21 protein-coding genes are annotated in these 24,501 nt (G+C 51.0%); 12 read left to right on the forward strand and 9 right to left on the reverse strand.

What is annotated here, in order from left to right; translation table 11 throughout:
• Positions 1-255 precede the first annotated feature (255 nt).
• Positions 256-882, reverse strand: a complete 627-nt coding sequence (locus AC27N8_RS16035; protein WP_487068395.1) for a TetR family transcriptional regulator — start codon at positions 880-882, stop codon at positions 256-258.
• Between the two features lie 132 nt (positions 883-1,014).
• Here AC27N8_RS16035 and AC27N8_RS16040 point away from each other — a divergent pair, with 132 nt between their 5' ends.
• The 3 genes from AC27N8_RS16040 (at position 1,015) to AC27N8_RS16050 (ending at position 2,806) form a co-directional block, all read left to right on the forward strand.
• Positions 1,015-1,230, forward strand: coding sequence for an SDR family NAD(P)-dependent oxidoreductase (locus AC27N8_RS16040; RefSeq protein ID WP_487068396.1), 216 nt, complete (start codon positions 1,015-1,017; stop codon positions 1,228-1,230).
• Positions 1,157-1,399, forward strand: a complete 243-nt coding sequence (locus AC27N8_RS16045; protein WP_487068397.1) for a ferredoxin — start codon at positions 1,157-1,159, stop codon at positions 1,397-1,399. Before AC27N8_RS16040 ends, AC27N8_RS16045 begins: the two co-directional genes overlap by 74 nt.
• 150 nt (positions 1,400-1,549) lie before the next feature.
• Positions 1,550-2,806 carry a cytochrome P450 gene (locus AC27N8_RS16050; RefSeq protein ID WP_487068398.1) on the forward strand — a complete coding sequence of 419 codons (1,257 nt, stop codon included), beginning with the start codon at positions 1,550-1,552 and terminating at the stop codon, positions 2,804-2,806.
• 449 nt (positions 2,807-3,255) lie between these two features.
• On the opposite strand, the gene AC27N8_RS16055 is transcribed toward AC27N8_RS16050, so the two are convergent.
• Positions 3,256-3,771 (reverse strand): pyridoxamine 5'-phosphate oxidase family protein, encoded by a 516-nt coding sequence (locus tag AC27N8_RS16055; RefSeq protein WP_487068399.1) that lies wholly within the window; start codon positions 3,769-3,771, stop codon positions 3,256-3,258.
• Positions 3,772-4,315: 544 nt separating this feature from the next.
• Between AC27N8_RS16055 and AC27N8_RS16060 the strand changes: the two genes are divergently transcribed.
• Entirely contained in the window at positions 4,316-5,128 is an 813-nt protein-coding gene (locus AC27N8_RS16060) for an alpha/beta fold hydrolase (protein WP_487068400.1), read from the forward strand.
• Between the two features lie 310 nt (positions 5,129-5,438).
• Entirely contained in the window at positions 5,439-6,992 is a 1,554-nt protein-coding gene (locus AC27N8_RS16065) for an MFS transporter (RefSeq protein WP_487068401.1), read from the forward strand.
• 126 nt (positions 6,993-7,118) lie between these two features.
• On the opposite strand, the gene AC27N8_RS16070 is transcribed toward AC27N8_RS16065, so the two are convergent.
• Positions 7,119-8,609, reverse strand: coding sequence for an amidohydrolase family protein (locus tag AC27N8_RS16070; protein WP_487068402.1), 1,491 nt, complete (start codon positions 8,607-8,609; stop codon positions 7,119-7,121).
• 417 nt (positions 8,610-9,026) lie between these two features.
• Here AC27N8_RS16070 and AC27N8_RS16075 point away from each other — a divergent pair, with 417 nt between their 5' ends.
• From AC27N8_RS16075 to AC27N8_RS16105, 7 genes are all read left to right on the forward strand, one after another.
• The gene (locus AC27N8_RS16075; RefSeq protein WP_487068403.1) at positions 9,027-9,848 is read left to right on the forward strand and encodes an IclR family transcriptional regulator domain-containing protein; all 822 of its coding nucleotides are present in this window, start codon (positions 9,027-9,029) and stop codon (positions 9,846-9,848) included.
• 186 nt (positions 9,849-10,034) lie between these two features.
• Positions 10,035-11,255 carry a CaiB/BaiF CoA transferase family protein gene (locus AC27N8_RS16080; RefSeq protein WP_487068404.1) on the forward strand — a complete coding sequence of 407 codons (1,221 nt, stop codon included), beginning with the start codon at positions 10,035-10,037 and terminating at the stop codon, positions 11,253-11,255.
• A 71-nt stretch (positions 11,256-11,326) separates the two neighbouring features.
• Entirely contained in the window at positions 11,327-12,130 is an 804-nt protein-coding gene (locus AC27N8_RS16085; protein WP_487068405.1) for a citryl-CoA lyase, read from the forward strand.
• A gap of 55 nt (positions 12,131-12,185) precedes the next feature.
• The gene (locus tag AC27N8_RS16090; RefSeq protein WP_487068406.1) at positions 12,186-13,046 is read left to right on the forward strand and encodes a DODA-type extradiol aromatic ring-opening family dioxygenase; all 861 of its coding nucleotides are present in this window, start codon (positions 12,186-12,188) and stop codon (positions 13,044-13,046) included.
• A complete protein-coding gene (locus tag AC27N8_RS16095; RefSeq protein WP_487068407.1) occupies positions 13,043-13,405 on the forward strand; it encodes a hypothetical protein in 363 nt (120 codons plus the stop codon). Before AC27N8_RS16090 ends, AC27N8_RS16095 begins: the two co-directional genes overlap by 4 nt.
• Positions 13,406-13,475: 70 nt before the next feature.
• On the forward strand, positions 13,476-14,501 hold the full coding sequence (locus tag AC27N8_RS16100; RefSeq protein ID WP_487068408.1) for a 5-methyltetrahydropteroyltriglutamate--homocysteine methyltransferase: 1,026 nt from the start codon (positions 13,476-13,478) through the stop codon (positions 14,499-14,501).
• A 159-nt stretch (positions 14,502-14,660) separates the two neighbouring features.
• Positions 14,661-15,173, forward strand: a complete 513-nt coding sequence (locus AC27N8_RS16105) for a DoxX family protein (RefSeq protein ID WP_487068409.1) — start codon at positions 14,661-14,663, stop codon at positions 15,171-15,173.
• A gap of 113 nt (positions 15,174-15,286) precedes the next feature.
• Here AC27N8_RS16105 and AC27N8_RS16110 read toward each other — a convergent pair whose 3' ends face one another.
• The 6 genes from AC27N8_RS16110 to AC27N8_RS16135 form a co-directional block, all read right to left on the reverse strand.
• Positions 15,287-15,478, reverse strand: a complete 192-nt coding sequence (locus AC27N8_RS16110; protein ID WP_487068410.1) for a hypothetical protein — start codon at positions 15,476-15,478, stop codon at positions 15,287-15,289.
• A gap of 224 nt (positions 15,479-15,702) precedes the next feature.
• Complete coding sequence (locus AC27N8_RS16115; protein ID WP_487068411.1) at positions 15,703-17,253, reverse strand: helix-turn-helix transcriptional regulator; 1,551 nt, start codon at positions 17,251-17,253, stop codon at positions 15,703-15,705.
• Between the two features lie 234 nt (positions 17,254-17,487).
• Positions 17,488-21,156, reverse strand: coding sequence for a WD40 domain-containing protein (locus AC27N8_RS16120; RefSeq protein WP_487068412.1), 3,669 nt, complete (start codon positions 21,154-21,156; stop codon positions 17,488-17,490).
• A 395-nt stretch (positions 21,157-21,551) separates the two neighbouring features.
• Positions 21,552-22,553, reverse strand: a complete 1,002-nt coding sequence (locus AC27N8_RS16125) for an alpha/beta fold hydrolase (RefSeq protein WP_487068413.1) — start codon at positions 22,551-22,553, stop codon at positions 21,552-21,554.
• A 140-nt stretch (positions 22,554-22,693) separates the two neighbouring features.
• The gene (locus AC27N8_RS16130) at positions 22,694-23,452 is read right to left on the reverse strand and encodes an SDR family oxidoreductase (protein ID WP_487068414.1); all 759 of its coding nucleotides are present in this window, start codon (positions 23,450-23,452) and stop codon (positions 22,694-22,696) included.
• A gap of 26 nt (positions 23,453-23,478) precedes the next feature.
• Positions 23,479-24,414, reverse strand: coding sequence for an NADP-dependent oxidoreductase (locus AC27N8_RS16135; RefSeq protein WP_487068415.1), 936 nt, complete (start codon positions 24,412-24,414; stop codon positions 23,479-23,481).
• Between the last annotated feature and the right edge of the window lie 87 nt (positions 24,415-24,501).

The raw sequence follows: 24,501 nt of genomic DNA on the forward strand, positions 1-24,501 counted from the left end.
GTTCTCCTTCTCACCTGCGAGCAATCTTAAAGTAGCTACAGTACTAAAATACCAGGCAAAGACTGGTAAAAGCTTACGGTTGCATTGTAAGGAGTATAGAAGAAGGAACGTACAGAAAACTCACAAATGATAGGACAATTATCACGATCTAGTCACAATGACATCCTATCGTTTTCCTTTTCCAACCATTATTTTTTACTCACTAAAAGTGATGGTGACTTCATTTCTGATGATGCAAGACAGCTATCTTTGCTTCTAGATATTCAGGGAAAGCGACGAGAAGTAGCCCAGCTGCTCACGCAGCAAGGAAACAAGATCTTCCTGTGCATCATGCTCAAGCCACACCTCAAGCGCCAGACGAAATGCCGTCATGTAAATTGCAACCAAAGCACGAATTTCATAACGATTCGTGGCAAATTCCAGACGAGAGTAGAGAGCATCACCAATGACGTTTTCCTTTTCCAGTAGTGCATAGACATAGAAGGAAGCAATTGATGGAGTTTGTACTGCTACACGATAGCGAATCAGAAAGCTGTCTCGCTGCTGCTGATACAAACTTGCCAGATAGACAAAGGTTGCATTCAAGGCTTTGTGTGGTGACTCAGTTGAATCAACTTGCTCAAGTGAACGAATACTTTCACTCAAGGCGGTATGCATTGGTCCAAAAAGCACTTCTTCTTTGGAGGCAAAGTAGCGAAAAAAGGTACGCGTTGACATCATCACTGTTTCAGCGATGTCCTGAATAGAGGTTTGCTCATACCCTTGTTGTTGAAAAAGCCGCAGCGCCGTTTCTTCAATGGTCGTTTGAACCAGACGTTTCTTACGTTCTCGCAAGCTCATTGGCTGAACATCATCAGGTAATGAAGATATTGTGTCACTCATTTTCCTTTTTTCTCCTATTGACTTATGTCACTCACTGGCACTACAATACAAAACGACATATGTGTCAGTAGCAGACAGTATACCTGATCACTCGTCTTTGTACGAGTCGTATCCTTTGAGGAGGAAATACGTATGCGTTTTGAACGACAGGTAGCATTAGTCACCGGGGCCACCTCTGATATTGGTCGAGCGCTGGTTCAACGTTTTGTCGCCGAGGGAGCGGCTGTGGTTGCTGTGGATATTGTTGAGGAAACAAAAAAGGAAAGAAAGAGCAATGAAAGTGACAGCATTGACCAATCGATGTATTGCAAGTGGAGCATGTGTCCTGGCCTGCAGTCAGGTGTTTAGCCAGCGCGAGAGCGATGGCGTCGTGGAACTACTCCAGCAGCATCCTTCCCTGGACCTCCTGAAGAAGGTTCAGCAAGCAGTCGCAGCGTGCCCTTCCCAGGTCTTTGTCGTGGAGGATGAAGATAACTTCTCTCTACTCACCCTGGATACTAACGATCAGGAAATATGATCATCCGGCATGTAAAGGGCCAATCCCGGCGAGAAAGTAAACCAACAAAACGTGTTCTGCACTACTATCATAGTCATTGAGAAACGTCGACAAAGAGAACAACGCTTCCTGCCCTTAGCCAGAAGAGCGTATAGATTGGAGTCAACATCGATGAGTCAGGAACAATTAACACCTACCAATGAAACCTCCCAAGAGGAGCTTCCATCATACCCGTTTCCATTTGCTGATCATAGCCTGGAACTTCCGGAGGAGTATGATCGCCTCCAACAAAAGTGTCCAGTCGCCCGGGTCCATATGCCCCATGGGGGCGACGCGTTTATGCCCGTCCGCTACAAAGAGATCGCGCAAGCCTTCGCCAATCCCAAATGTGGCGCCATTCAATCTTCGGATGGAGAGGTGCCCCGTCTGGAAGCTGGCAGTGTCACAGGAACAGAGGATTCGCAAATGGCAACGATTTTTTCTGTCTCCGACGCTCGCCACAACAAATTACGTCGTGTAATTGGCCCAGCCTTTACAGTGCAGGCAGCCAATAAGCTGCGTCCGAGGGTAATCGAGGTTACCAATGCACTGGTAGATGACATGGAACGTTCCGACCAACCAGTGGATCTCTTTGAGGACTATGCAATACAAGTTCCGATGACTGTGCTTTGTGAAATGCTGGGGATTCCTCAGCAGGAAGAACATCTGTATCGCGAATCAGCACGGATTATGATCTCAACAACGGCCACTCCGCAAGAAAAACAGGCTCAGGTAATGAAGCTGATGCACTATCTCGCTCCCATTATCAAGCAAGCGCAAACGAATCCGGGAGATAACATACTGGGTCTGCTGATTCGAGCCCAGAAGCAAGGTGACGAGGTGATGACGGAGCCTGAAATGTATGGCTTTGCCATGGCAGTGATTGGAGCAGGCTTTGAAACAGTCAGCACCACGTTTACGAACTCGGCCTTCATTCTCCTGCAACAACCAGAACTGAAAGAGCAATTACGGACCTACCTGGAAAATCCAGACCAGTTAGCGAATGCGATTGAAGAGCTCTTGCGCGTCACGCCGATTGGGCACGGCAGACCACGCATCACGCGGGAACCTGTTCAATTAGGAGAGACGACGCTTCCTGCTGGAGAAGTAGTCTTCCTGGCACCCATTGCAGCCAACTTTGACTCATCAGTATTTCCCGAAGCCCGCACCATACGCTTTGATCGGGAGATGCAACCCATTCTCAGTTTTGGGCGCGGAATTCACGCCTGCCTGGGACAGCAGATTGCCCGCATGGAACTGCAAGTCCTCTGGCAAACATTACTGACACGGCTCCCCAACATTCACCTGGCAGTTGCGCCAGCAGAGGTTCCCTGGCGTGAAGATGATGCTCTGACATTTGGTCCTGCGCATCTGCCCGCAAGCTGGTAGCCAGGTAAACGCTTCCTATCATATAGAAAACCAACTCTCTGTCCATGTTTCTATATGATAGAAGGCACTGAATATGCTCAAAGTCAGAGAGATGCATGCTATATATCATGAAATAACAGCTTCAATATGATATCTTTATACATAGATATTTTGTAGGCACCAGGATTATAGAATGAAAGCTGAAGGTCAGAGAACGTATTGAACAATCGTTAACGCACGCCTCTTCTACACGCCCAATCACTGTATCTCGCTTGAAGTTAATCCTTTACAAAAAGACCTTCCATCCCTCGAACTGATCACCTACCAGCATGGCATGCGTACTCAAGTGGAGTGGCTCGCCACGTGTACACTCCACAGAGAACGCATGACATGGCATGCGCCCGCACGTATCCCATAGTTCCAAAGTGGAAATCTCTCTCCATCAGCATTCGCTTGTAGACAACCAGAGGTTAATTTTTATAACGTGTAGAGCTGAAGACCCCCTTGGAAAACGCAAAGATCTTCGTAGGAACTACCGAGAAAACGAGAGCACCGGGAAGGGTTTCATTTTCATTGCTGTGGTAATAGGAGCCATTGCGTACTATGAATTGCCATCGTCCGTCCCACTTAGTAGCCCATATCCTTGCGAGGTGTGCAAGGAGATCATTGTCAGTAAGCCGAACAGCATCGCCCTCAATGACGACATCGAGTCCTGCATTCCACTGGTTACAGCCAGTCGTCAAAATGACGTGTGGATTTTCACGCAGATTCATAGCTTTCTGTTCGGTCTGACCGGTACAGAAGTAGATGGCCCCATCGTGCCACACTGCAACAAGTGGAGTAACATGGGGCCGACCATCAGTCCGAACGGTTGTAATCCAGAAAATCTCAGCCGTCTCAAGTACGTGACGCGTCTCGTCCCATTCGACGGCCACAGCATCCGGGTCGCTGAACTGTGGATCGATTTTTGTAACTGGTTCGTTCATCAAAAGAGGCCTTTCCAAATGACTTTTGAGAAGCATAACACATGGGCTCAAAAAAAAACTTCTCCTATCTTATCCTTCTCCCCATGCAGAATAATCACAGAGAATTGCCAGATACGCACTCAGCAGTAGAGAAAAAATTATTAATAAAGAAAAACACTTGTAATTTTCTTTCTACTATGGTATATTGCTTGCATGAGCAAGCAATATACTCAGACCGATTGAAAGTATTGTTACTTTGGAGACAAAGATGGGCGGTTTTATCTATAAAATTGCTTGTACGAGCAAGCAGCAAAAAGGGGGTATATTGAGCATTATTGCCACATATATTTGCTACCTTAAAGAAACAGGTATGCTTCTCCAAGCAGAAGTGGCTTACAATTCGTCACAGTTAACTGCCTTGATTACTCGTTACAACACCGAGGTAATACCTTAAACATTTTTTTATCCTTAATTGCTTGCTTGAGCAATTCAACAAAAAGCCCATTGCCGCTTCTATCTGTAAAGCCAAACAATGGTGCTGGTTCTAAAAGAAAGAAGAAAAATCATGAGTAATCTTCCTCCAATGAGCACACGCAGAGAGTCGTTCGCCGATGGATTGACAATACGTGTCGATGAGCGAGGCGATGGTCGTCCCATTCTTCTCTTGCATGGTGGTGGCGGCCCGCAGACTGTGATTGGCCTCGCTGCTGGACTATCCAGGGCACACGTCCTGGTACCAACCCATCCTGGCTTTTCCGGCGAGCCACGTCCTGAGTGGTTCAACAGTATTGATGATCTCGCCTTTGCTTATCTGGATCTACTTGAGCGGCTCGACCTGAGTGACGTTCTGGTGATTGGTTCCTCGATGGGTGGCTGGGTCGCATCTGCCATGGCTTTGCACGATACCAAACACGTACTGAGGGGAATTGTTCTTATCAATGCCACTGGCATCCAAGTTGAAGGGCATCCTGTAGCAGATGCCTCCACCCTGACACCAGATGAGCTCGCTGCTCTCAGTTTCCACAATCCGGCGGCCTTCCGCGTCGATCCAGCGACTGTGACCCCTGAACAGGTCGAGGCCCGCAAGGCCAACATCCGAACGCTCTACATCTATGATCAAGGGTTGAACAGTTCTGATCCCAAGCTGAGCCACAGACTCAGTCGTGTAAGCATCCCAGTCCTCGTGGCATGGGGAGAGAGCGATCACGTGGCCGATCTTGAATATGGCCGGGCCTATGCCCAATCGTTTCCTGATGCTCGCTTCGAACCCATCCCAGAAGCTGGCCATCTTCCACAAATCGAGCAGCCTGAACGCCTACTCAGCCTCGTGCGACAGTTCGCAATCAGCACCGGAGCGACGTCATCCAATCAACGTTGATCGATTCCTCTGGGCCACTGGTGAGAACACATCATGATATCTGACTGGCAATGGGAATTTTGATATCCATCACCAAAGCCACTTTTGCATGGATCATCCCATGTCGCCTGGCAACGTGCCTACACATTTGTAAAGTCGTAGGTACGTTGCCAGCATCAGGCTATCTCACCCCAGCCTATTAATACACTTCAGACAAAAAGGACACGATAAAGTAGAACTACATGTGAAATGAGGTATGAAGCGGCATTTTCGGCTGCCCTACACACATTGAGGATCTCACTGCTTCATTGAAGGGAAACAGGTCCAGTTTATGCACCGACCAGAAAAAGTCATCAATACGTCATCGCCCAGGCAGGGGGAACCGAAAGAGGGCCAGACGTTATCTTCTACAGATCAGGCACCATCTACGAATCAGATGGAGATCGTAACAAATAGCTCCCGTAAGTGGGCGGTGATGGGAATAGTAGCAGTGGGAGTAGTCATGGCGAACCTCGACGCATCCATCGTCAACATCAGCCTACCAACCATCGCGCACCTCTTTGCTGTTCCGCTGAGTGGGGCCATCGAGTGGGTAGTGATTGCCTATCTGGTAGCGACTGCTGCGCTCCTATTAACTGCTGGTCGCCTGGCTGATATGTTCGGACGGAAGCTCATCTGGTCGGTCGGCCTGGCGCTCTTTACAGTGAGTTCGGTACTGTGTGGATTTTCACCTTCGCTTGGTTTTTTAATTGCCTCACGTACTATACAGGGCCTGGGAGGTGCACTGATCATGGCAGTAGGTCCGGCACTCTTAACTGACGCTTTTCCACCGCAGGAACGGGGTCTGGCGTTTGGCTTCAACACAGTGTTTGTGGCGCTAGGTATCAGTGTTGGCCCCACACTGGGAGGCTTGATTATGGCAATTGCATCCTGGCGCTGGATTTTCTTTGTGAATGTGCCTCTTGGCCTGATCGGATTAGGTGCCACAGTGTTGCTTCTCAAGCAGACTCCTCAGCGCTCAGAAGGACGCTTTGATCCTGCTGGTGCGGCACTGATTGCCATTGGTCTGGCCAGTCTTACAGCAGTTCTTGCCTTTGGTCCAGAGATAGGCTGGGGTTCGCCCACTATTCTTTCTCTGCTCATAGTGAGTGTAGCAGCCTTGTTGCTACTGCCTGTTGTCGAGAAACGCGTATCTCACCCTGTTCTGGTCATCGCGCTCTTGTCTCATCGCGTCTTTTCCTCGGCCCTACTGAGTCTGATATTAAGTTTCCTCGCTCTGTCTGCGGTAAGCTTTCTGATACCATTCTATCTTGAGCAATTGCGTGGCTTCCCGCCTGAACGTGTCGGTCTCTTGCTGACGCCTCTACCTGTAACAATTGCGATTGTCTCCCCTTTGAGTGGCATGCTTGCAGATCGCGTGGGAGTACGCTGGCTCGCCTCTGCTGGCATGGCCATTGCTTGTTGCGGCCTGGTATCTATCAGCTTTTTGAATATGCAAAGCTCACTCTGGGATATCGTCTGGCGTTTAGTCCTGGTTGGTTTAGGGCAGGCGCTGTTCCAGTCCCCAAATAATAGTGCTCTGCTGGGATCGGCACCTCGTCATCTCCAAGGAAGCGCCTCTGGCTTTTTAGCCACTGGACGTGTACTTGGGCAAAGCATCAGTATTGCCCTGGCAGGAGCTATTTTCTCTGGCTCTGGGAGCGCAGCGGCAGGAGCACTGTTAGTGGCGAATCAGGGAGGTACCAGAGCGGCAATCCTGCAACAGATTTTTGTGAGTGGTTTTCATGCCACGTTCCTGGTATGTGCAGCTATCGCAGCCATTGGCATCGTTGCCTCGCTAATCCGAGGCAAGGAAGTACCAACAGATAAGGAAAGAAACGGCTAACGACGAATTTAAACTTGTACGTCGTTAGCCATTCTGATGAGGAATGTATCATTGGCAGGCAAACTTTCAAGTTTTCTATCCAGGCGACAATTACTGCCGCAGTACCCGGTCTACCTGTCCAGAGAACTACTCCTGTGAAGGTGTTGAAGGCGAGCTCGCATGCTCATGCTTATGAGCAGTTCGATCGGTATACATATACGGATTATCAATCAACTCGGCGGTCGCCTTCTCGGGATGCATTGCCTCGTTCCAGGCTTGTTCACCCATTTTTGTTCGGGCATACTCCACAGTCTTTGACACGGTCTGCTTCACTGCTGAAAGATCGATACCGCGTAGGCGATGATCATACTTCACAACATTGCCATCAATCATCACCGTATGTACATCTCCGCGTCCAGCCTGAAAGACCACGTGTCCGTAGGGATTAAGCAGCGGGAACATCACCGGCGACTGATCATTCTTAATTAGAACAAGATCAGCCTTCTTGCCGGGAGTGATGCTACCAACGAAGCTATCCATCCCCAATGCTTCAGCGCCACCCAGTGTCGCCCAGTTCACGACCTGTTCAGCACGCAGATGGCTGAGTATCACAGTCTCGTTGCGTTTGTGCGCTTCCAGATGTTCACGTGATCGATCTGCACTCAAGGTCGTACGCATAGCAGAAAACAGATCCGCGCTCCACCACACGCTTGTGTCCATCGATAGAGAAACGGGGATATTATGCCGTCGGAGCATCCATGTAGGTGGATAGCCCTGACCAGCACTTTGCTCGCTCTCAGTAGATACTGAGGCATGGCCGCCTGTCGCTGCGATACGCTGATAGGAGTCATCGGACAGAGTTGTTGCATGCACGTAAATCGTGGAGGGAGTCATAAAGCCATGATCATGCATCAAACGAATACCATTATCGTTGGTAGCACCCCACACTCCGGCATGGGTCGTCACCGGCAGATTGAGCTCACGCGCAACCTCAAACGCAACTTTTTCGGGAAATGCAGGATCGCCAGTGACGTCAAAGGCCATCTGCATCCGCAGCTTATCTCCATGCCCATCAATACGACGTCGAATGAAATCAGTGAATTCAGGTGCCTTGGCCCATTCCCACGGAGCGCCTAGCAGATTCCCATACGCAAGAACAAATCGTCCAGGAACCGCTTCCAACGCATCAACAGCCGCATCCGCATGATCGATCGTCTGCAAACCATGAGACCAGTCCACCGTTGTTGTTACGCCAGCATCGATAGCTTCCATGGCAGAGAGGAGATTCCCAGCATAAATATCCTCCGGACGGAAGATCTTGCCCCAGTTTAGATAATAAAAATAGAAATAGTTTGTCAGCGTCCAATCGGCTCCAAAGCCACGCAGCGACGTCTGCCACATATGTCGGTGCGTGTCAATCATTCCAGGCATAAGAATGCCATCGGTTGCGTCGATCTCTACTGTGCCATCTGGGACAACGAGTTGACGTCCCACTTCCGCAATGCGGTTGGCGACGACCAGAACATCGCCGCGTTCGATTACTCCAAGCTTCGGATCAATGGTCAACACCGTAGCATTACGAAATACCACCGGGCGGTCTGGTGCAAAGCGATCACTGTCTGCTGAGATCTGGCTCATTGTACTCACCTCATTGTGTTCTGGCCACCAGACACATCTAAGCTTTTGCCTGTATGCTGGTAGCCTCATTACGACCTGCCTTCAAACAAAGAGTTGTCACTGGCGATAATTGCTGTCCGCCAAGCGGACAATCGTCCATTATGCACAATCATACACAATGACTGAGCTCGTGTCAAGGATGGCATTCAAGCTTATATATCAGAAATGCTTCGCTTGATAACGACTCATAGCGAGCGCCTGGACCAATAATAGGATGAGCATGCCGAGACAAGCCCCTAAGCCTGATGTTCACTGCAACCCGAACGTACGCTGGACAAGCGGGGACTGTTTCTGCTACGATGAGCGCAATGAAAAGACTGTTGTGAGCACTTGTACCATATGCACATAGAAACGTTCCTGTGCGATTAGGGAGATACGATGCGTGGCGAAACTGGACCAGACTTCATCGAAGCGTTGGCGCGTGGCCTGGATGTTATCCGGGCGTTCGGACCTAACCGCCCAATTATGACCTTGAGCGAGGTCGCTACCGTCACAGGATTGGCTCGTCCAACCGCACGTCGGATGTTGCTCACGCTTGAAGAACTGGGATATGTTCGTACAGCTCAAGGTGGTTTTGCCCTCACGCCACGCGTGCTGGAACTTGGGATGGCCTATATTGGCTCGACAAGCATCTGGGATATCGCCCGTCCGCACATGGAACACCTCGTGAGTTGCACAAATGAGTCTTCGTCCATTGCGCAACTCGACGGTTCCGACATTGTCTACGTCGTACGCGTGGCGGTACCAAAAATCATTACCATTGCAGTCACCATTGGTACGCGCTTTCCAGCTCTTCAGACCTCACTGGGTCAAGTGCTACTAGCCGAACTCCCATCCGATGAATTGGAGCAAGTGCTTGCCCAGCCAAGCCGCTCCGGAATTGCACCACTCTGGCGACCTGCAACTGAAGAGCGCGACCGCGCTTTACACGAGGTACGCACAAGAGGATGGGCACTTGCCGATGAACATCTGGCTTATGGCATTCGCTCCATTGCTGCGCCTCTGCGCGACGGGACCAATCATGTGATCGCCGCCCTCAACGTGAGTGTTCATGCGGCAGAAACGAGCCTGGAAACGCTGACTGAAAAGTATCTTCCCCTGCTCTCGCAAACCACTGAAGCGATCAATGCAGACTGGGCACGGTGGCAAAACCGTCCGCAAGTCATCGTCGGTACCAATCCATTACACTTGACTATATGAATGCCATAATGGAATACATATGGTGTCCCTTGACACCTTCACGCTCGATCGTCTATACTGATTTTAGCGGACAAAAGTCCGTTATACGGACACACACCAACACGAGATAGTAGTTGACCATCCTGAAGATGGATAGCGCTTCTGGCGCTAATCACTTGCTATTACGTTACCGGAAGGCACGAACTCATGCAGGAGCAAAACAACGACCGCCGACCAGGGCCGCTCGACGGCCTGCTGATCGCTGATTTTTCACGCGTGCTTGCAGGACCATATTGCACTATGCTCCTTGGTGATCTCGGTGCAACAATCATAAAGGTCGAGAGTCCTGGTGGAGATGATACTCGTAGCTGGATGCCTCCAGAACGCAACGGTATAGCAACCTATTATATGGCCATCAACCGGAATAAGCGCTCGATTGTGCTCGATTTCAATGATCCCGCCGACTTGCAGATGGCCCAGGAACTGGCTAACCGTGCTGATATCTTAATTGAAAATTTTAAGACTGGAGGTCTCAAACGCTTCGGTCTGGATTATGACACGATTCAGCAACAGAACGCTGGCATTATCTATGCATCAATCAGTGGTTTTGGAACAGCACAGGGCGCAGCCATCCCCGGCTACGACATCATTGTACAAGCGATGTCTGGACTCATGAGCCTTACAGGTGATCCTGATGGCCCGGCCTATCGATCCGGGATCTCGGTCTCGGATGTGATGACCGGGTTGCACGTAACCATCGGCATTCTGGCCGCCCTCAACCACCGCAATCACACCGGGAAAGGCCAGCATGTGGAAGTAAGCTTACTCGCCTCAGCACTCTCGGGGATGGTTAATCAAACTTCCGCCTACGTGGCCGGCGGTGTCATTCCAAACCGTATGGGCAACGCTCATCTCAGCCTGTTTCCTTATGAACCACTGCCCACGGCTGATCTGGACCTTGTTATCGCGGTTGGCAATAACGGACAGTTCAGCAAGCTCTGCAAAGTGCTTGATCTCCCCGAGTTACCACATGATCCCCGGTTTGCCAACAATGACGATCGCACGCACAACCGCGAGGCTCTACGCCCATTGCTTGTCGAGCGGCTACGCACGAGAACAGCCAATGAGTGGTTCCATCGATTGAGTGCAGTCGGTGTGCCATGCGGGCCGATCAACGATGTCGAAGGAGGTATCAGGCTAGCTCGCGAACTCGGACTTGATCCCGTCGTCGAGGTTGGCACCGGTGATACAGCCGTGCCCATGGTCCGTCATCCAATCTCATTCTCCCTGACACCACCACACCATGCTCTACCTCCGCCGGCTCTTGGCCAGGATACTGAGCAGATTCGCAGCTGGTTGAGCCAGTCATCACGAACGAACCTAGAGGAGTTCTTCAAAGCGGACGAAACATCTCCGGGGCATAATTGAATAACGTTTCAGGCTCGACCACCATGCCCTGCGTCGAAGCACTGAGAACTATTGCAATGTGTGAGGGAAACATGGAATATCCCACCGGCATCGGTACATCTAATGCCACCAGTATTCGCCTGCTTGGCCACGATCTTGCCAACGAGCTGATTGGGAACGTCGGATTTGGCGAACTGGCTCTCTGGCTCGCTACGCAACAGCAACCGACGCCCCAACAGGTACGCGTATTTGAGGCTGTGCTCGTCTCGCTGGCTGACCATGGCTTTACTCCGACTGCCATCGCGGCTCGCCTGACGCTCTACAGTGCCCCGGATGCTCTGCAAGGAGCAATGGCCGCTGGCCTGCTAGGTGGAGGCTCACGCTTTCTGGGGGTAACGGAAGATACGGGTCAATTTCTCAGCAACGTGCTAGCAACCGTGGCGGATCACATGCCCGAGACAGATGAACAATGGGATGCATTGGCACGCCAGGCCGTGACGGAGCAGCGTGCAGCCAGTCGTTTTGTCCCGGGATTAGGTCATCCAGTGCATAAGACGGTTGACCCTCGCGTTGCCGTGATCATTGGTATTGCTGAGCAGGCAGGGCTACGAGGACCACATATACGCTTATTTGAGGCCATTGGCCGTGTTCACGGCGAGATACTTGGCCGCAACCTGCCACTCAATGGAGCCGGGGTAGCTGGTGCCGCACTTGCTGACATCGGACTACCACCTGAGCTGCTACGTGGTGTAGCTCTGCTCGCACGTGCGGCGGGACTACTAGGGCACATCGCTGAGGAGTTGCGTAATCCTATCGCACCTGCCATCTACGCAGCTATCGACCGGAACGCTGTCTATCGGCCAATCGACAACAACGACACTACAGAACAACGTTAGCCTGACTCACCCAGACCCCTGCCATGTGCGCAGGTTATATCCGAAGGAGGCAATTATGGCAAACCTTGTCGCTGTCCTCGCTACCACGCATCATCCTTTCTTCTACCGTACCAGCACTGCGCCGCCTGAGAGCAGGCCCGATTTTGCAGACGAATGGATACGTAAGGTGGAAGCCTATCGCGAGACGCTGACCAATGCGAAACCAGACATATTAGTTATGGTTGGTTCTGACCACTTTCATCAGCTCTTCTACGATAACATGCCGCAGTTTCTGATTGGTAAAGCGCCGTTCTACGACGCGAACTACTACAACGAGGAACGTGAATTCGGACTGCCCCGTATGGTTCTCAAGGGACACGAAGAACTGTCGGCATATCTCCTTCGTGCTGGGCTGGATGCCGGTTTCGACTTTGCCTTTAGCAATGAACTGCACGTTGACCATAGTATTACATGCCCGATCATTACTACACGCCCGCAAGCGGATCTGCCCATTGTGCCCATCTATACAAATATTTTTGCCCCACCGCTTCCGCAGCCCTGGCGCTTCGTCGAATTGGGTCGTACCCTGCGTCGCCTTATAGAAGCCTGGCCCACTGATCAACGCGTCGCTGTCATTGGCACCGGACATCTATCCCTCGAACTGGGTGGACCACGCCAGTTCGGGCCGCACGGTCCCGACCCCGATTTTGACCGCAAGGCCGTAGAATGGATCGCTAATGGTGACATTGCAGGAGCGTTACAGGAGGTCACGCTCGAAAGCCTCTGGTCACCAGGCAATGCCACACACGGTTTTCTCGATTTCATGCTGATGATGGGTGTTGCCGGGGAAAGCAAGGCCGACTACGTCGATACTCTCGACCTGTTCCACACCATGGAAGCCTACATCACGTGGTATCCGAAGGGAGCGAACGCATGAGCAAATATCTCCTCAACAAATTTCTTTTTACTATCGATCGCGATCCAGATTTAGTTGAGCGCTATCGCGAGGACCCTCGTGGCACTGTTATTTGGTGGGAAGCCGAGCGAGCGAATGTCATTGTAAATCTGCCCGAAGCCGAACGTAGTACATGGCTCCAGTTTACTGAGGAGGAACGCGAAGCGCTCGCTACTCATGACTACGTTAGAATTTTCGAGCTTGGAGCGCATAATTTCCTCACGTTGACACTCTTTATCGCTCTTTTCGAGCGTGACTATGAGGAACCTCTGGGTTTTCAGCGCGAGTATGCACGAAAACTTCAGCACTGGTCGTTGCCCTATCCAGACATCACCACCTGATAAGATTAGCCAGCGAGCTGATACAAAAACTCTCTTGCCAAGCCAGACAAATAATGAAAGAAGAAAGTGTATGACCGATAGGCTTTTGACAACGGTTGTGGGAAGCTATCCACAGCCGGAGTGGTTAGTTGATCGCAAGAACTTACAGAGTCGCTTGCCACCACGCATCCGTGCACGTGAGATCTGGCGTATCCCGGAACCTCTACTGCAACAGGCCCAGGACGATGCAACGCTTCTGGCCATTCGTGATATGGAACGTGCAGGCATCGACATTATTTCTGATGGGGAGATTCGACGAGAAAGTTACTCCAACCGCTTTGCCACAGCCCTGGACGGGATGGATCTTGATCACCCTGGCGTAGCCATTGATCGTACGGGACACCCCAATCCAGTGCCACGGGTTGTTGGTCCAATTCGTCGCTTATATCCAGTTGAAGTACGCGACGTGGAGTTTCTTCGACAAAATACCGATCATCGCATCAAGATCACCGTGCCAGGTCCTTTTACCGTCACCCAACAGGCACAGGATGACTATTATCACGATGAGAAAGCTCTGGCTCTGGATATCGCTGCTGCCATCAACGAGGAGATCAAAAGTTTGCAGGCCGCAGGAGCCGACATAGTACAAATTGATGAGCCATATTTACAAGCCAGACCAGAGAAAGCCAGGGCATACGGGATAGAGGTCATTAACCGAGCTCTCGAGGGAATCGAAGGAACAACGGCGTTGCACATCTGTTTTGGATACGCTGCGGTCGTGCATGATCGACCGCACGAGTATGCGTTTCTCACAGAGCTTCGTGACTGCGTCGCCAAGCAGATTGCGATTGAAACGGCACAACCACAGCTTGATCTCTCGGTCCTACGCCAATTCACCAACCAGACGATCATTGCAGACGTTCTGAATCTGGGAGACACGGAGGTGGAAAACGCCGAGACGGTGGCAGGAAGAATACGTTATGCGTTGCAGTACATAGAGCCAGAACGGCTGATCCTGGCGCCAGACTGCGGCATGAAATACCTACCACGAGAAGTAGCCTTTGGCAAACTCTGTGCTTTAGTCGAAGGTACGAACATTGTTCGCCAGGAATTGTAAATGCGTTCAGCAAAAGTTTGTTGAAATATGATGCCGAGCAGCCACTCTCACTTGTGTGGCTGCTCAATCAAGGAGATCGCAATAGTTTCCATCCCCAACAAAACAAAGCACCTAAAGCAATAAGGCTACTTTTCCCTTGCAAAGAAGAAAGGAGCAAACATGACTAGTTCGTTTGGCTTACTCATCTTACGTGTCGTGATAGGTCTTATCGTAGCAGCGCATGGCACGCAAAAATTATTTGGTTGGTTTGGTGGAAGGGGCTTCGCGAATACAATTGGCTGGCTTCAATCGCTTGGATTTCGTCCTGCCCCGCTATGGACAGTACTTGCGGTGATAAGTGAGGTCGGCGGCGGTCTTTTTCTGGCTCTTGGCTTTCTGACGCCACTTGCTGCTGTCGGAGTCTTTGCCGCAATGTTAATGGCCACATTGAAATATAACTGGAGCAAAGGCTTCTGGAATACCAATGGGGGCTACGAATATACGCTGGTTTTGTTGAGCATGGCCCTGGTTGCCGGGATCATCGGTCCGGGCATTTACTCTATCGATTCGCTATTAAAACTGGTGTTCTCTTTCTGGCTCTTTATTATTCCACTTATAGCAGCCCTGATTGTCATTGCCATCGGACTTATTACCAGCGCTCGATCTCTGTCGCAGCAGCGGGTCGCTTCATAGTACACAGTTTTCTAAGCAGTTGTACCAGACAAATCCATGTCAGCACTGAAAGAAAGTCAAATAGCTTCAGCGTACAAAGCCATATACTCCTTCCAGTGCCAGAATGTGATGATTTATGAGCGTTTCGATTTCGGCTTGTAGATATTCACCCCAATTTTCATGTCCTCATGGTCAGGGACGCTAACGTTTCCTTCTGTCGTCGCAATAGTGATTGACTTGCCACTTGATGATACGCCAAATTCCTGAGTAAGATCCACAACAATCGTCAATGTTGAACCTTCAACATGCATGGTCACATTTTTCATCGTCTCGTTCCTTTCATAAAATGTCTTCGTTTCAATATGTATTTACAATAGTGCGCAGCAGCTTTATTTCTACCCAACTCAGATATGTTTTTATGTGCCTTATGGTGGATAACGGGCGCCACAATTATACCAAAAAAGGGTGAGAAGATCTCCATTGAGGGGTAAAATGGATGGAAGGGGTATTTTTCTTTTGTACAGAAACCTGCATGCATCTCCATAGTACCTCAGAGTATGCGCAGATCCCTTGCACGTACGACGGCCTGTGTGCGATTGGTCACGCCTAGTTTTGAGAAGATATTACTCATATGACGCTTCACAGTCCCGGAGGAGATGACAAGTTGCTGAGCAATCGCAACATTGGTTGCTCCGGTAGACAGAAGGTAGAGCGCTTGCCGTTCGCGCTCACTAAGGGGATCAAGTAGTGGTAATGAGCTAGATTGAATAACCTCAGATGAACTTGTTTGCGCATGCCATACACTCATTGGTCCTCTCTCATCGGCAACCGTGCAGCTAAATTCACAGGGCTTTGCCCGAGATGCAACCTGCAAATATTTTGCTCGTTCAACATCTCCAGTCGCCAGAGCATGGGTAATCGCCTCACTCCAATATCCCTGCTGCTCATACCAGATACTGGCTCGCACATGTAGTTCAGCAATTCGAGTGGGATAGAGTAGTGCAAGCCGCTCCTGTAGGACCTGGGCAAAGAGGTGGTGATAGCGGTACCAACGGCGCTGGTGATCAAGTGGAATGAGGAAGAGGTTTATACGCTCCAGATATTCAAGCATCTCTTGCGCCGAGCCACTGGCATCCAATGGCAGAGAGAGGTTCCGCTGATGCGGCTCGGCTCTCTCAGGGCAACCAGCGAGCACGCTTGCGCATAATGATGCACACAGGCGATCAAGGATGGCTGTGGAGAGAAGAAATGTCTGAACCTCTTGCGATTGGTGAGCTATTACCTCTTCAAGCAAGTAATCTACAATATAGCGATTACTTCCGGTAAATGAAGCCATAAATGTGTCCAGGTCCGAACAGCTCCGTAGTGCCAGCACAGCCAGTTGGAGGCCCGTAACCCATCCTTCGGTGCGCTCAGTTACAGCCTGGATATGCACCTGTGTCAACCGGAGCTCGGTGGTAACCGTAAAGAAACACTCTACCTCCTCAGGAGTAAAGCGCAGATCGTCCTCACGTATCTCCGTAAGCAGTCCACGTACACGCAAGCGAGCAAGGGAGAACGACGGCTCAAAGCGGGTAAGCAGAACTAGATGCATGTTAGCAGGCATATGATCAATCAGAAAAGAGACTGCATGATGAATCACGTTGGCGGTGATCAAATGATAGTCGTCCAGCGCCAGGACGAAAGGGATGTTTGACTCGGCCAGAAGATTCAACAGTTGGATGAGCATAGCCTGACTGCCAGGCGAACAGGCCAGCCATACACGGGACAATTGTTCTTCTAGCTCTCGGTGCACTCGTCCCAGAGCGGTGCAAACATAGAGCCAGAAGTTTGCTGGATCGTTATCGTACTCATCCAACGAGACCCAGGCAACAGGCATCTTATGATTGTGCCGCACCCAGTCCGTGAAAAACATTGTTTTACCCGCACCAGCGGGGGCACAGATAAGGGTAAGTCTTCCTTCAAGACCCTGATCAACACGTTCCAGCAGGCGCGAGCGTGAAACCAGAGGATGCATAGAGGTTGGAAGTTGAAGTTTTGTCGTGAGGAAGAGATTCTGCTTCTCAATTGGCTGATTCACATAGGAGTGTTCGGCTATCATCTTCTCACTTTCCTTTTTCCGTGTACAATAGAACCTTTCTCTACCTCTTAATCTTCTCGGACATCTCATGTATACTGCCCCTATAACCAGACACTCTCTGTCATAATCTGGTCATAGGGGCAGTATACTTTTCAGATTGAGTGAAGTCACGGGACACAAGGTAACAATGCTCGACCCACTCCTTCCCATTATGATTTATGGGACGTTGAAGAAGAGGAAATGCCAGCATAGCAATCATTCAATCGCGCCCAGCGCCCCTAGATTCTCTTTTTGCACTTTCGATACTCCTTTCATGTTCCCGATATTGAGGCGTTCGTAGGGTCGGTCACGCCGCAATGTCTGGATTAGTCTGTATTTCTGGAGGTCCCAGAGTCGAACGGCATTATCATCACCACTACTTGCTAGCGTCTTATCATCGGGATGCACTTTGAGAGAATGAATGGTTCCTTGATGGCCGTGTAGCACACGTACACACTCGCTGTACCTGATATCCCACCAGCGGAGCATGCCATCGCTACTACCGCTGAGCAACAATCCATCCATGGGACTCCAGACCAGTGCATACACGATCGCGTCCGAGACATGCCAGGACCGCAAAGGCTCGTAACTCAGTGCATCCCAGATGATGATCTCTCCCCCATCTCTTCCCTGGCCTCCACTGGCGATTTTGGTCCCATCAGGACTCCAGGCTACGCACATAACCATACTGCTATGCCCATGCAGCGAAGCTCGCAGAGTACCATCTGTAACATTCCAAAGGAAGACACTACCATCATCGCCGCAACTGGCCAGACAACCGCCATCGGGGCTCCAGGCTATGCGGCGGATACGGGTTGATTGAGCGTAACTCACCCAGCGTGGATTGTCAGTCGTTAGCTCCCATACCTGCACTCCATGCTGATAACTTGCAGCCGCAAGTCGCCGACCATCCGGGCTCCATGCTACTCCGAAGAAGAGATTATTCATATGACCGGGATCATGCAAGTGTTGTTGAACCTCGCCAGTACTCACGTTCCATAATCGAACGCTATTATCCCATCCACTACTAGCGAGAATCTTCCCATCCGGACTCCAGTCCACCCCAAATACGAGAGAGCGATGGCCATGTAACACCCAGGATGCCGATGGGCTCTCCATCTTCCAGATGGCTATCTGCGTATCCGATCCTGCACTGGCGAGTTGCGTACCATCCGGACTCCAGGCCACATCATAAAGCGAGATGGCGTAGCCCTGCATAATGTGAATACACTGTCCATGCTCCACATCCCATACTCTCAAGGTGCCATCTTCGCTGCCGCTCAGGAGATTGGCACTGTCAGGGGTAAAGGCAAGATCGTAGATACCAGCTGTATGGCCATGCAACCCGGTTCGATAACGGCCCCGCTCAACGTCCCAGAGCCAGATTGTCTGATCAAAGCCACAACTGGCAAGGAGCTGTCCATTGGGACTCCAGATAACCGCTCGCACCCGGTCGATATGCCCGGTCAACTTCTGGCGCAAGCGCAGACTTTCGACTTCCCACACGCTGACGGTACCATCCCAGCTGCCACTGGCCAGCAATGTACCATCAGGGGAAAAGGCCAGTCCCAGCACCCAGTCGGTATGGCCTATGAGTATATGTACAGGAGTTTTTGGCTGTGTCCCCGTAAGCTCCCAGAGTCGAATACGGCCATCGATACCTCCACTGGCGAGCAGGCATCCATCGAGGCTCCAAGCCAGAGCAAACAATGGGCCATCCTGATCGGAAAGCGTCAGGCGCTGTGCGCCAGTATGAGTATCCCATAGTTGGATAGCGGCATCATCACCAGCACTGGCCAGTGTACGTCCATCGGGGGCGAAAGCTAAACATTCAATGTTATCAGTAGACTGGGCCATCCAGAGCAGGGCACTGGTTTCAATATCCCACAACTTAATACTTCCATCCCAGCTGCCCGTTGCTAGCAGGCGCTCGTCAGGGCTGAAGGCGAGGGAACGCACCGTGTCGGTATGAGCTTGCCAGGCCAGATGGAGGAGTTTACCTTCTTCACGCCACACGCGCACTTCTCCTCGCCTGCTCCCCATGGCCCAATACCGTCCACGGCAACTGATAGCTACAGACCAGGGGATATCAAATGCCTCATTGAAGAGAGTATCACGCAAGGTGGCATAAGCCAGAGAGGTATCCTGCATCTCGATCCCGCGCAGGTATGCGCCTCGAATGGTGAGCTGTGACAGATCCAGGTCGCGCAGATGACCACGCTGCTCACGCAACAAAGCCAACAGGTTCGCTGGTCCATACCCCTGAGCATAGTCAGCCCTCTCGCGCAAATAATTCAGAAGCGCGAGCAGATGCTTCTCAAGGGCGGACCGCACTGGATAGAGATTGTGCAGATTCTCCAGAATGGGGATCACGATAAGACGCCTCTGGGTCTGTCGCACATAGTCCTTGCCCGTAGCCAGTTCTAGTCCATGCTCGATAAGCCGCGCGAGCTTGCCCTCTTGAATTTCGTCAGTCACTTCAGCAATGAACTGCCCTGTCATATATTCCAACACCACCGATTGCAGCGTAAAACTCCCCCGAAGCTGGCCTCGCTCAAGAAGTGAACGTCGCCACAAGCCATCGATTGCTTCCAGAGTCTCAGTGCGAGAGACTGATACACCGATCACCGCCAGCAATTCTTTAATGCTCACCGGCTCACGCAGGATGGCTAACCAACGAAGCAGCGTCTGTTCCGTATCGATAAGTCGGGCGTATTGTTCACTTAACAGTGCACGCACTCCACCAAAGACCACCTCACCCTGTGCTAAAAAGGATGTGATCTCGCCATCAAAGAGGTCTACGATAGTCTGTGCCACAATCTTCAACGCCAGGGGATTGCCAGCATACGCAGTGATCAACTGATCATAATCGGCAGCGCTGCCCGTAACGTCTTTTTCGGCCAGCAGGCGCTGGCAGGAGTCGACATCCAGTTGGGAAAGGCGCAAGGAGCGCACCGTCTCCCGGCTGCCCTCGTATGGGGCAAGGATGCTCGGTTTCTCACGTCCGGTTAGCAGCAGACAGCTCTGATGATCGGTCTCCCCGAGACGCTGTAACAGTTGAGCATAACCCTCGTAGCCCGAACGCATATGGCCCGCAGGCTGGCCTTCCTCCAGCAGCGTCTCCAGATTATCAAGCACCAACAGGACGCGCATGCTGCGCAAAGCCTCCAGTAGAAGACGTAGGCGTCGTTCCAAGCCAGCAGATACCTCAGAAGGTACATTGGGAACAAGTATCTGGAGATATTCATCCAGCAGTGCTTCACACGCAGGCGCATCACGCATGGAACGCCAGATGACAACATCGAAGTGGGAAGCAACATGATGCATAAATTTGACGGTGAGTGCTGACTTGCCAATACCACCCATACCAAGAACACAGACGAGGCGGCAACGCTCCTGAACCACCCACTCACTCAGTCGGGCTGATTCTTCTTCGCGTCCATAGAACCCTGGCACATCCAGTGCATCCCCCCAATCGACACGCGGTGCACCTCTGACAGGTAGTGGAACAATAGCATTACCCTCTTGTGTCAATTCAACATCTCCTGAGCTCGTAAGAGCTTGTTGGGAACGTGGAGATACAAATAGTTCATGGAGCCATCGTTCGTCAAGGGGTGTCTTCTGGTGAGCCGCTTGCCAGAAAGCCCTGATCTCCTCCTCTTCATGGCCACCCGTAAAAGCATGCTGATCGAGCGCAAAAGCGAGCAAAGCTTTGAGATGAGGTAGCCTGGGATACATCTCACCAGCCTCCCACCTGCCCACAGCTTTCCGCGAGATGCCCAATATCCCAGCTATTTCTATTTGCGTCAATTCAAGGCCCGTACGTAGGAGTAGCACCATCTGACCAAAGGCATAATCTCGCTCCCTGTAGGAGGGCTGCCTCATAAGTCTGCTCCTTCTAGAAAGAACCGTAACGGCGCATCAGATGGGAATTGGTAAAACGTGAAATGGGACGTATTGGGACGATGATTCTCCCACGAGTTCACGCTATACTTGAACCATGGTTGGATACGCTCCGTGCGGTCCATCTCAACTGCGGAAGGTCTGGGGCACTCTCACATAACTCCAGACACTTCCCTTTAAATAAATGTATCTTCTCTATAATATCAGATCATAGGTATGAAGGGGTCCCAAATAAGCACAAGAAGAGAGAGCATGAAGATTTGAATCTCCATGCTCTCTCTTCTTGTGCTTACTTAGCAATCTTCCAGATAAACATCACAAGAAAGAGGTGTGATATTATCTCATGCATTCAACACGATGTTAATCGCATAATCTCTCTACTTTGCAAAGAAAGCTGTCAGATACTGGACGGTTTTCTGGGGATATTCTTCAGGTATCCAGTGCCCCGAGTTAGCAAATACCACAGATTGCACATTCGTTGCATACTGCTGGACCTGCTTTCCTAGTGCATCTCCCAGGCTATGATCAGCCCCAATGGCTAGCACAGGCATGGTAAGCTTTGTCTGGCCAAGTTGCTGCACACGTGCGACATCCTGTGAGAGGGTGCCGAAGTAACCAACATAGGCACGCAAATGTGCTGTTCCACGCAAGTCTTGCGCATAGATCTTCAGGTCCTCGCTCGTAATACTGCCCGCAACCACAGGAGGGACACTGTACTTGTAAAACTCCGTGATAAACTGCATCTCACGCCCCTGGATAAGAGTCTGAGGCATACTCGGAGTATTAAATAATCCAAACCACCACAAACCCGGCCCACTGGCAGTCAACGCTGGATAGCTGTATATCTGAGCATCCGGAATCGGAGCTTCCATCAGGACCAGATGGCGGACCTCTGCGGGATACATGGCCGCATAGAAATACGCAACCATTGAACCGATATCATGGCCAACCAGGTTAATCGAGCCCAGGTGAAGCTGTTGTACGGCTCCATGTACATCGCGTGCCAACGTTGTCTTATCATAGCCAGTAGCAGGAGCATCAGAGAGGCTTGCACCTCGCATATCCAGAGCAATGACGTGATAATGTTGAGCAAGCCCTGGCATCACTTTGTACCACTCGTGCTCATTTTCGGGAAATCCATGCAGCAATACAATAGGAGTGCCCTGGCCAGCCTGCACATAATGCAAACGAACGCCATTCACATGTACATCCCCCTGAGTGAATCCCTGAGGAAGGGATGAAGATGTGGCAGATGGTGTCGCATTGACTGTCTTCATGCCAACGAACAAGACAGCCAGGACCACCAGGATTCCGCTTATGAAAAGCGCTATCCGATAAAGTGATTTTTGTTTCCTTATAACATCCTGAATACCGAACATACGTTTGTCCTTTCTCCTAAATGACTTGCGTACGAGAACAACTTTCTGCGTGCTTACATACCTCTTTATTATCGTGGCAGCAGGCAGGTCACACCTGATGACGCTTCATACGCTATCAGGTTTGTGTTCGCATTTATCGCCTATACAATGTTTAAAAGCCAGCCCCCATCAGCGGCAATTTCTGAGCCAACCACAAAAGATGAGGCATCTGAAGCAAGGAACAGTGCAACTTTTGCCACTTCTTCAGGGCTACCCAGACGCTTGATTGGTGAGCGGCTGATGCGTGCCACGTCTTGCGCATGTAGGATCTCTGGCGAAGAGCCCGAACGAGATAAGAGATTTGTCGCAGTTGGGCCAATGGCAATGGTATTTACTCGAATGCCACGATCGATGAGCTCGGCCGCCAGAGCTCGGGCGAGAGCGTGCACCGCGCCTTTATTGGCTGTATACAGTGAGCTATTTGTAATACCTGTAAGCGCATTGACCGACCCATTGAAGATTACCGAGGACGGAGATTTGAGCAAGGGAAGCGCTTTCTGGATGGTGAAATACGCCCCCTTAAAGTTGGCATTGAACATCTCGTCAAAGGCCTGTTCATCTATCTCTTCTAACGAGGCGCCTTTAAAAATACCAGCGTTGATAAAAAGGATATCCAGTTTGCCAAACGCCTCATGTATCCGTGCCATCAAGTGATCAATGTCGCCAAGTTGGGAGATATCGGCCTGCACTGCCAACACATCATCCCCCATCTGGCGAGCAGCCTCGGTAAGGGTTTCCTGGTTTCGCCCTGCGATCACGACTCGGGCTCCATTGGCATGAAATTCCCTGGCGGTTGCCAGACCAATACCACTATTGCCACCAGTCACCAAAGCAACTTTACCTGCAAGCGATCCTGCCATCTACTATTCCTTTCTACAAACATGACTTATTCCATCACGCGCAAGACGATTTTGCCACGAGTGTGCCCTCTCGCTCCATACTCGTAGGCCTGGCGAGCCTGCGAAAGAGGAAGGATCGTGTCAATAATTGGTCGCACATGTCCTTCGTCAATCACCGAGGCGATTCGAGTCAGCTGATCACGATTAGGCCTGACGATAAACCAGATCGGTCGCACATTGAAAGCCTTGGCCTCTTCGAAAGAGGGGCGTGGGCTGGTGATAGAGATCAGCACCCCTCCTGACTTGATAATCGGCCAGGATCGCTGGACAGTCTCGCCGCCAATGGGATCAAAGACTACATCTATATCCTTGACGACCTCTTCAAAGCGTGTAGTAGTATAGTCGATCACCTCACTGGCTCCCAATTCGCGCAGCAAAGCATGATTCGCCGCCGACCCGGTCGCAATCACACGCGCACCTGCCCAACGAGCAAACTGGACTGCAAATACGCCGACGCCTCCAGCTGCGCCATGGATCAGGATCGTCTGGCCTTGCTGTAAATTGGCATGCTCAAAAAGCGCCTGCCAGGCAGTTAGAGCGGTCAGCGGAACGGCAGCCGCCTGAATATGGTCGAGTGAGCGCGGCTTGAGAGCTAGTTCATCAGAACGAGCAATCGCATATTCTGCTGCGGCGCCATCGCGATCGAAGTCTATCAAAGCATAGACCTCGGCTCCTTTTGCCAGATTTGTGATATCGGTACCAGTTTCCTCTACTATTCCTGAGAAATCATGCCCTGGAATCGGGAATGCTCGCTGAATGCCTGCCACCGTTTGATAAGTCTCGTCCCAGGTCAATTCAGTGGCGATAACGCCAGTTGCATAGACACGAACCAATACTTCGCTTGGACCTGGTTCAGGCTTTGGTGCATCTTCATAGACAAGATGATCTGCTCCACCACGGCCATGAATACGGATTGCTTTCATTGTGTTATCTCACTTCTTTCAGCACGCTGGTGCACGTCATCTCGCCTGCCAGCGCAAAAGCCAGAGTACCCGCGACAACTCATCGGC

This window comes from Dictyobacter sp. Z7_2 (genome assembly GCF_057551105.1).